Genomic DNA, 10,139 nt, shown 5'->3' with positions numbered 1-10,139 from the left:
CCGCTGCTCTACCAGCTGAGCTAACGACCCTGAACAAACATTCAAACACTGTTTGAATGTGAAGTGCAAGATAACTAAAAGTTTTCTAACACCACCTTTGTTTTGATGTCGCGTATTTTAGCAAGTTATTCAACTAACACAAGAGGTAAATCAAAAACATTTGCATGATTGCCTATAAAAAGCACGATTTCCTCTTGTTTAGCTAAAAAATGAACTAAAAACGGTATTTATATGCCTGAATGTTGTCAAAAATTTCAGTTGTGACGTCACAATAACTGCTCGCACCAGGTAATAAAGCGAGTAAACGTTCAGAAGTTTTGCCTGGATTAAACGAATCTTCCTTCAATTTATTCTTTTGATATTTAAAAGTACCTGTTGTTTCAACTTTAGCTTGCACACGTAAGAATACGGGTACTGCGTAAGCGGGTAGGCATTTTTTAAATATAGTAACCATTTCGGTTAAATCAGACTCATTTAACTCGGCACCATCAGCAAGTGTGATTGCTGCCATCCCCGCACGACCGTTGGTATTTGGAATTTCTACACCATAGACCACCGCTTCAGCAATCTTGTCATACTCACAAACCATGTTCTCAACTTCAGTAGTAGATACATTTTCGCCTTTCCAGCGGAAGGTATCACCTAAGCGGTCAACAAACTGGGCATGACGGAAACCAATATTACGAACAAGGTCACCTGTGTTGAAATATGAGTCACCTTTTTTAAAGACATCCTTCATAATCACAGATTTATTCTTTTCTGGGTCCGTATAGCCGTCAAAAGGCGAGCGACTGGTAATTTTACCGACCAGCAAACCGATTTCACCTGCTTTAACTTTTTTACACCAACCCTTTTTATCGCGCACAGGTTCGTTTTTCTCTTTATCAAACTCAATAATGGCGTATGGCGTAGGAGAGAAACCTACGGTGTTGTCAAAGTTGAAAATATTACTAAACCCGACATTGCCTTCACTTGATGCATAAAGCTCAAGAACCTCTTGCACACCAAAACGTTGTTTGAACTTATCCCAGATGTTTGGACGCATGCCGTTACCGATCATTTTGGTTACGCGGTGGGCACGGTCAATTTCTGTAGGAGGGGCATCCATTAAGTAACGGCAAAGCTCTCCAACATAGCCAATTGCAGAGGCATTAAATTTCTGAACGTCTTTCCAGAATGCACTGGTTGAATATTTACGTCGAATTGCAAGGGTAGAGCTTCCCGCAATCACACCACACCAGCAAACTACGACACCTGTTGCATGGTAAAGCGGTAAAGTTACATACATCACATCATCTGGACCAAGGTTTAAAATATGACCATAGGTGCCATATGCGAGCGTCCAGCGACTGTGTTTGAAAATAACAGCCTTTGGTAAGCCTGTAGTACCCGAAGTATAAATATAAAACAGGCCATCATTTCCATGAACAGATTGCGTAGTCGATGGGTTAAATTTTGGGAATTGATCAATTTCTATTGCAAGATTGGCATAACCTTGAGGTGCTGTTCCCGCATTTTGACGTGTAGCCTGATCTGCAAACCAATGAAAACGGTCTTTAGGAACATTCAGGTCCTGACGAATTTCATCAATTACCGCTCGAACTTCTTCACCTGCAATGACGGCAATTGGTTTGACAAGATTGATACTATGAGCGAGGACTTTACCTACTTGAGAGGTATTAACAAGAGCAATAGTTACCCCAATTTTAGCTAAACCTACAATCGTGGCAATAAGCTCAGAACGGTTCTCAACCATTACGGCAATCACGTCACCTTTACGTGCGCCGAGAGAGAGATAGTAATGAGAAATCTGGTTAGCCCATTCGTTTAAAGCTTCATATGAGTAACTTTGATCTTCAAATAATAATGCAATACCTTGCGGATTTCGCTTAACAGCTTTTTCAAAAGCTACACCTAATCCCGTTGGTGTATTTGCTGTTCTTAAGTAAGCCTGTTTAAGACCATTCAGGATATGGGGTACTTTGGGGATGAAGCTAGGAAGTCTTGTTGCAACATCACCAAGCGTAATGATATCGGTCTGTGTTGTCTGGCTCATATCAATCCTATTTATTTTTCGATCAATCCAAAAAAGGTTGCGTTGGCAAAAGTACAGTATTTTTCATGGTTCACCATGCTTTTAAAACTTTTCTTCTAGTGCAATCAACCTAATTGGTTAAAAATAACAAAAAAAACCTAGTCATCGAAATGACTAGGTTTGTTTAAATTAGCTGCAATTGAGCAAATGATTTACTCAGCTACAGGATTTGCTTTCTTTGGTGGACGACCACGAGGACGACGAGGAGGGCGATTTGGTTTGTCCAGATCTGCCTTAGAATCGTCTGATTCAACCTCTGCAGTAGCTTCTGTTGGTGCTACCGCTTGTTCTGTAGCTGCTTTGGCTTTGGCTCTCGGTTGTTTCACAGCCGGAGCTTCAACCACAGTTGTCGCTGGTGTTTCTTCTACGCTTGTTTCACTTTGCGCTACTTCAGTCACCTGATCAAGCTCAAGCGGTTGTTGTTTTGATTCAACAGGTGCTTGCGTTTCAGCAACAGGAGCAACAATAGTTTCTTCAACAATCGGAGCTACAGGAGCAGCTTCTTCTGGTGCAGAGTGTTGTTGTTTAACTTGCTCAAAAGCTTGTTCAGCAGCAAGTTTTGCTAAACGACGACGTTCACGCGGATCATTAGCAACACGTGGTGTCGACTCTTTGTGTGGCGTCAATGCAAGTACAGGCGCAGGCTCTGCTTCTTGTGATGGTTTGTTGCTTGGAAGCTCTGCATCACGAGTAACAGGCTTCTTGTCTTCAGCATCAGACGCGACTTCTGTTACTAGAGTACTTGCGTACTGTTCTGCAAATTTTAGCAATGCACGATTAAACGTTGGAACTAAACCAAACTGTTCAATCAATACTGTGCAGTCTTCACCATAAACATGACGAATCAAGCTACCAATTGTGTATTGCGCCAAAGTTGGAATTTGCGATGGGGCAATAGACGGTACCGCAGCTTTAGCACGTTTTGCGTTGCGTTGTTCACGGCGACGCATGCGAGGATCATTACTCGCACGTTGAATTTGCGGTTGTTTTTTGTTGTGTGCTGGAGGAGTAGTTTCTTCTGCTTCAGCAGTTACCGTCTCTTCTACAACAGCAACAGGTGCTGGAGCCGACTCTTGAACGACTTCAACAACAGGTGCTGTCTCAGTACGTTTAACAGGCTGCTCAGGAGTTAAAGCGATAATTTCACTTTGTGCCTGATCAACATTGATCACTAAGGCTGTATTCATGACTTCATGCTTTGGAGCATCAATCAAATCAACCTTAATTTGTTTCTCATCAACAACTACTGGTGCCGGCGCATTTTGATTTTCATTTAATACGCTTGGATCGCGGTGGCGATTTGGACGGTTCGGGCGTTGTTGATTATTACGGTCACGACGCGGCACGGCATTTTCAGTTTGTTGTCCATCATTTTGATGTTGTGGATGTGGCTGATCAGGGTGCGGACGTTTTTGTTGACGTTTTAACTCACGTTGTTCTTGACGTGATAACTGTACAACTTCTTCATGAACCTGTTGTGGTTGTTGCTGCTGTAGTTGCTGTGGCTCTTGAGTATGGTGATGTTGTTCACGTTGCTCTTTGTGCTTACGTTTTTTGTTGTTTGGACGTTGTTGTACTTTATCGTCTTTTTCAACATTCTCACGAACTTCCTGTTTAGCAGGAGATTGCGAAATATAAGCATTGTTAGATGGCGCCGAAACAACTTCAGCAACTGCTGGTACTACGACTTGTCCAAACTGGCCACGGCTTACAGCGCCAGTATTCACCATTTGTTCAATTGTCGCAGCAGCGTTCTGTGCCGAGCGAGATTGATCAACAGTTTTAGCTTGTTTTTGAACAAAAAGGTTCTCTAACCATGCACAAGGGCTCGCTGCTTTTTGAGTGCTTGGTTGAGCAGCAGAAGGTTGAGCTGGTTGATTTACTTTCTTTTGACCGGTTGTGTTGTTTGCAGCAGGAGCTGCATGAGTATGGCCATGATCTGCTTCTTCTAAATGCCATTCAGAAGATTCATAACCTAACTCTTTCTCGCTTGAACGAGTTGCTTCAGTACGCTCATAGCTAGATGGTGCAAATCCATCTGGATTGTACTGAATTTCATAGTGAGGTGTTTCTAAGTGTGGGTGAGGTAAAATAGTCACACGAACACTAGAAGTTTGTTCTAAATAAACAAGGCTGTGGCGTTTTTCATTAAGTAAGAACGCTGCAATTTCAACAGGAACTTCTACTTGTACTTCACCATGACGTTCACGAAGTGCAATTTCTTCTACTTTACGCATAATTGAAAGCGAAAGTGAACGTAAGTCACGAACCATACCCGTGCCATGACAGCGTGGGCAAACATATCCGGTTGCTTCTTCAAGTGATGGGCGTAAGCGTTGACGGCTCATTTCCATTAAGCCAAAACGAGAGAGTTGGCCAAACTGGATACGTGCACGGTCGCTTTGTGTTGCTTCACGAAGTTTTGCTTCAACCATGCGTTGGTTGCGTTCTTTAGTCATATCGATGAAGTCGATAACAACTAAACCGCCAATGTCACGAAGACGAAGTTGGCGAGCAATTTCTTCTGCTGCTTCTAAGTTTGTATTAAGCGCAGTTTCTTCAACGTCATGTCCACGAGTTGATTTCGCAGAGTTAATGTCGATTGAAACTAAAGCTTCAGTCTGGTCAATTACGATTGAACCACCAGAAGGAAGTTTTACTTCACGCTCGTAAGCAGTTTGAATTTGGCTTTCAATACCAAAATGAGCAAACAATGGCTCGTTTAAAGTATAAGTTTTAAGTTTGTCTAATTGACGAGGCATAACTGCTTTAACAAAGTTATATGCTTCGTTATAAGCTTGTTCGCTATCAATTAAAATTTCTGCAACGTCATCACGTAAGTAATCGCGGATAGCACGAGTGACTACGCCAGCTTCTTGATGAACAAGCATTGGAGACGGACCAGAACTTGCTGTGCCTTGGATTTGTGCCCAAAGGTCAAGCAAATGCTGTAAATCTAACTGTAATTCTTCTTGAGTACGGCCAATACCTGCGGTACGCACAATAACACTCATGCCGCGAGGTAAATTTAAAGAAGCTAAAATTTCTTTTAATTCTTCACGTACAGAACCTGAAATTTGACGGCTAATACCACCGCCTTTCGGGTTATTTGGCATAAGAACCAAATAACGTCCTGCAAGTGAGATGAATGTAGAAAGGGCAGCGCCTTTATTACCACGTTCTTCTTTTTCAACCTGAACAAGTAATTCAGTACCTTCAGTGATGAGTTCACGAATGTTTGAAGTTTGTCGCGGGTCTGCTTGGAAATAGCTATTCGCAATTTCGCGCATAGACAAGAAGCCTTGACGGCCTGCGCCATATTCAACAAACACAGCTTCTAAAGAAGGTTCTACGCGGGTTACATGGCCTTTATAGATATTGGATTTTTTCTGTTCTCGGGTACGATTTTCTAAATCAAAATCGTAAAGACGATTACCAGTGATAAGTGCAACGCGGACTTCTTCTGCGTGAGTTGCATTAATCAACATACGTTTCATGGGTGTGACACCTAATAGTGACCCACACAAACATATCGCACAAACTTAAAGGTGCTGAACGAACATCGAACATGACGGATCATTTCCCAGATCTCAAAATATTTGTGGTCTGAGTCATCTGTTACCGGCTACATTTAGCCTGAACTTCGATTCTCGTCTGTGATGTAGGCAATACTGCTTCAACCTTTAAATCGGACTTCCTTAGTGCTTCACTGGCGGGTGAGCGGTGCATTGGTTAATGACTTTCACTGTCATTGTGCGCGAAGTGACTTCTTTTTAGAAGTTTGATACGGAATGTTCATCGTATCGGTGCTTTCGGCAGTTCCAATGCATCAACGCTTTAGCCTGAAGGCAACATTAAGGAGCGATTTGTCTGATGTGTATCAGTTTACGTTCCATAACCAACTAGAGTTGGTAACATATTTTTTTGAACAAACTGAATTAAACGCAACAGTTTGTCATTTTGCCGATATAATAAGCCTTCGGCGTCGGCATAATTCTTTAGGACCTATCCGAGCTGATGGTGAAAGCATCATTTTGATTGAGGTTTCAATCAGGGAAATTCCCTATTAGATGTTCACTTACGGCGGTATCCGTGCGCTGACTATATCAAACCTTGCAGCATCTGCCTATGGGCTAAGCTTAGATTTCTTGTGAAAAAACTAAGCTAAACGGTCATTTTTTAATCAAATTTAGCAAAAATTCAGGTTTAAATATTAGTATGAATTCTACACAGCAATGGCAAAGTGTCACTTGGTTTGAGGTGGATGAACATCAAGCAGGACAACGAATTGATAATTTCCTGTTCTCGCGTTTAAAAGGTGTACCTAAAAGTCGTATTTATCGTTTGATTCGTGAAAGTCAGGTTCGAGTAAATAAAAAACGTGTAAAAGCTGAGACTAAACTTGAGATTGGCGACCAGATTCGTGTTGCTCCAATTCGTTACGAACAAAAAGATGAAACAGCCGCTCCTGTTAGTGACAGTGTAGCACAAGGCTTATTAAGCCGTGTGGTGTATGAAGATGAAGGGCTATTAGTTGTCAATAAGCCTTCAGGTATTGCTGTCCATGGGGGCAGTGGTATGGCATATGGTCTGATTGAGGCACTACGTGCAGCGACAGGCAAAAAATATTTAGAACTTATTCATCGTATTGACCGTGATACTTCAGGTCTTGTTATGATTAGTAAAAAACGTAGCACATTAAAACAACTACAAGATATGTTGCGTGAGCACAAAATTCGTAAAACCTATGCCGCAATTGTTAAAGGTCAAGTGAGCTTAGATAAACAGCTGATTGATGCGCCTTTATTGCGATATGAGCTGGCAAATGGCGAGCGTCGTGTACGTGTGACTAAAGATGGCAAACCAAGTAAAACTGAATGGGTTGTAGCAGAGCGCTTTAAAAATGCAACATTGATCCATGCGTCACCTTTATCAGGTCGTACTCATCAGATTCGTGTGCATGGTTTAAGCATTGGACACCCATTGATTGGTGATGACAAATATGGACACACGACTGCGTACACTGGTCCTGAAGCACGCCGTCTATGTTTACACGCAATGCGTTTAGATATTCCGGGTTATCCACCGATTGAAGCACCGTTGCCAGAAGACATGACCCAGTTATTAAAGGCTTTGAGAGTGGCAAAATGAGTCTAAAAACCGAATTAGTTATTTTTGACTGGGATGGGACTTTATATAACTCTGTTGGACAGATTGTTGCTAGCTTGCAACATGCCGCAGAGCAGCATGAATTGTCTTTAACCGATGAAGCAGCAAAAAGCATTATTGGTTTAGGCTTGCCTGAAGTCATGCAAACCTTATTCCCAGAAGAACCTGAGTTACATGATTCAATTCTAAAAGCATATGGCGATCACTATATTGCGAATTCTACAAATGATGCATGGTTCGATGGTGTTGCTGAACTCTTACATGATTTAAAAGCTCAAGGTTTAAAACTTGCAGTTGCAACGGGTAAAAACCGTCGTGGGTTAGATCGTGTAATCGCAAAAACACAGAGTACTCATCTTTTTGATGTGACTCGAGCAGCCAATGAAACCAGATCTAAACCAGATCCACTCATGTTGCAAGAAATCTTAACAGTTACTGGGGTGAGTGTTGAGCGTGCGATAATGATTGGTGATAGTAGCTATGATCTTGAGATGGCTCAGCGGTTAAACATGCCACGTATTGGTGTGGGCTACGGCGTGCATTCGATCGAAGTTCTACAACAGTTCCAGCCTTTAACCATTGCCAAAGATGTACCTGACCTGCACAACTTTTTAAGAGAGTATGCAAAGTTATCTACGGTAGATGTTGCATAATTTAGAATAATATAAGAAGGGGGAATTTATTCCCTCTTATTATATGTCTAATAACAATAAGAAGAGAAAAATGCGTCGTTCTATTCGTCTATTAAATCTTTTACAACAACTTCGTGAAGCCCGTTATCCAATCACCGCGCAAGTTCTCGCTGAGCGTATGGGAATTAGTGTCCGAAGTGTCTATCGGGACATCGATAGCTTACGTGAGCAGGGTGTAGCCATTGAGGCATCGGCAGGTATAGGTTTCCAGCTTAAAGAAGATATTGTACTGCCGCCAATGACGCTCAATGAAAATGAAGTCGAAGCTATTTTTTTGGCATTGTATTGGTTGAAGAGTGTGCCAGATCAATCGTTACAATCGGCCTCTACATCTGTATTAGCTAAATTGAATTCTGTTTTGCCTGAGCATCGTCAATATTTATTACAGCAAACGACTTTAAGAGCGTTTAATACATGGCTGCCTGTAGATGAAAATCGAGTCGAACAGGTGCGTTTAGCCATTCGGCAGCAAGTCAAAATTTCGCTGCATTATCATGATGAGCACCAACGAAGCAGTGTTCGAACCTTGTGGCCTTTTGCCTTGGGTTATTTTAATGACAAAATTTTATTGGCTGCATGGTGTGAACTCAGGCAGGATTTTAGACATTTTAGACTTGATCGTATTCAACAGCTGAGTCTAAGCCAAGAATTATATCCATCATTTAAGCAACAATTATTTCAGCAGTGGTGGGCACAAGAATCGAAGACTACTGACAAAAACTGACAAAGAGGTTTTGTAGACTAGGTTCCACGATAAACAAGGAGCCATAAAAATGAGCCTTAAACTTTATACTAACAAAGAATCACGTGGTGTTGTGGCCGACTGGCTTTTAGTCGAATTAGGTGTTGATTGTGAACGTATTGAAGTCGAATACAAGACTGAAATGAAAACACCGGAATATCTAAAAATTAACCCTTTTGGAAAAGTGCCAGTATTGGTGGATGGCGACGTCGTGATTTATGAGCTGGGTGCAATCTGTGCTTATTTGGCTGATAAATTTTTTGATAAAGGTTTAGCTCCTGCACTCGATGATCCTAAACGTGGTTTGTACTATCGCTGGTTATTTTTGATGGCAGGCCCATGGGAAGCTGCTGGTGTTGATAAAGCTCTTGGAATAGACGTATCACCTGAGCAAAAAATGTTTGTGGGTTATGGTGATTACAACGATGCTTATCAAGCTGTAGTACAAGGGCTTAGTGAAGCAAATCCGTATGTGTGTGGTGAACAATTTACTGCCGCAGATGTAAGTGTTGGAGCAATGCTGTTATGGCAATTGAAGATGGGTGCTATTGAATCCCATCCAGCCATTACGCGTTATCTTGAAACCATCAAACAACGTGAAGGCTTAAAACAAAGCACTATGGGCTCATTGTTGTAAACCTAGACTGTTCAGAGTCACCCATTTGGGTGACTTTTTATTTTCTAAATACAAGTTTTAGTTGGTAAGAAAGCCAGCAGCAACGTTAATACAGATCGCTAAAATGGTGGTATTAAACCCAAAAGATAACACTGCATGAAATAAGTTTAAAAGACGCATATGTTTGGTGGTAATCGAAACATCGGCAGTTTGGGCAGAAGTCCCAATAATATAACTAAAATATAGAAAATCAGGATAGGTGGGCTGTTTTGTTCCTGGGAAATCTAAACCACCGTTTTCTTCATTTCTAGATAAAGCCATGTAAAAATCATGAGCATAATGTAGAGCAAAAACGGTATGCATAAAAAGCCATGCCGAAACAATAGTGAGTAAAGCTAAAGCGACATGTCCTAACTTTGCAGAATGATCAGAAGGAAGTTGTGAGAGCTGTATTAAAATAGCAACTAGACACATGCTTAAAGCTAATAAAACAATGAGCATAATGACCCATTTGCTTTCGTCTTGTTTTTTAGCTTGCTGCTGCATTTGTGAATGATCAGCACTTTTCATGAGCTGCCAAACATGTAGTAAATATATACTAATGGAAGTATTCCAGCTGACTAATAAAACAGTTGACCATTTCCATGAGGTTAACCATGTCAGAATACTTGCTGTAATAAATCCCATTAATAAAGCAATAAAGAAATGAGGGCGGTTTAGTACACTACGTCCAAGATGTTGAAATACTGCAACCATTTTCCTAATCTCCTTTTACTAGATGGTAAATATATTATTTTTTATCAAATGGTGAAAATAATATCTAGT

General features: G+C 41.2%; 7 protein-coding genes. 4 read left to right on the top strand and 3 right to left on the bottom strand.

Annotated features, from left to right (window positions below; translation table 11 throughout):
* Positions 1–214 precede the first annotated feature (214 nt).
* Both NL42_RS13910 and NL42_RS13905 read right to left on the bottom strand, forming a co-directional pair.
* Entirely contained in the window at positions 215–2,056 is a 1,842-nt protein-coding gene (locus NL42_RS13910; RefSeq protein ID WP_461313178.1) for a long-chain-acyl-CoA synthetase, read from the bottom strand.
* A gap of 191 nt (positions 2,057–2,247) precedes the next feature.
* Positions 2,248–5,592, bottom strand: coding sequence for an Rne/Rng family ribonuclease (locus NL42_RS13905; RefSeq protein ID WP_461313177.1), 3,345 nt, complete (start codon positions 5,590–5,592; stop codon positions 2,248–2,250).
* A 721-nt stretch (positions 5,593–6,313) separates the two neighbouring features.
* On the opposite strand from NL42_RS13905, the gene NL42_RS13900 reads away from it, so the two are divergent.
* From NL42_RS13900 to NL42_RS13885, 4 genes are all read left to right on the top strand, one after another.
* Positions 6,314–7,246 carry an RluA family pseudouridine synthase gene (locus tag NL42_RS13900; RefSeq protein WP_252610528.1) on the top strand — a complete coding sequence of 311 codons (933 nt, stop codon included), beginning with the start codon at positions 6,314–6,316 and terminating at the stop codon, positions 7,244–7,246.
* Entirely contained in the window at positions 7,243–7,917 is a 675-nt protein-coding gene (locus tag NL42_RS13895; RefSeq protein ID WP_461313176.1) for an HAD-IA family hydrolase, read from the top strand. Before NL42_RS13900 ends, NL42_RS13895 begins: the two co-directional genes overlap by 4 nt.
* A 70-nt stretch (positions 7,918–7,987) precedes the next feature.
* Positions 7,988–8,680, top strand: coding sequence for a helix-turn-helix transcriptional regulator (locus tag NL42_RS13890; RefSeq protein WP_461313175.1), 693 nt, complete (start codon positions 7,988–7,990; stop codon positions 8,678–8,680).
* 49 nt (positions 8,681–8,729) lie between these two features.
* Entirely contained in the window at positions 8,730–9,335 is a 606-nt protein-coding gene (locus tag NL42_RS13885; RefSeq protein ID WP_461313174.1) for a glutathione S-transferase family protein, read from the top strand.
* A gap of 57 nt (positions 9,336–9,392) precedes the next feature.
* Here the strand turns inward: NL42_RS13885 and NL42_RS13880 are convergent, their stop codons facing one another.
* Positions 9,393–10,070 (bottom strand): DUF1345 domain-containing protein, encoded by a 678-nt coding sequence (locus NL42_RS13880; RefSeq protein ID WP_461313173.1) that lies wholly within the window; start codon positions 10,068–10,070, stop codon positions 9,393–9,395.
* Positions 10,071–10,139: the final 69 nt, after the last annotated feature.

The organism is Acinetobacter sp. GN11, from assembly GCF_054823985.1.
This window is presented reverse-complemented; position numbering and strand designations above follow the sequence as displayed.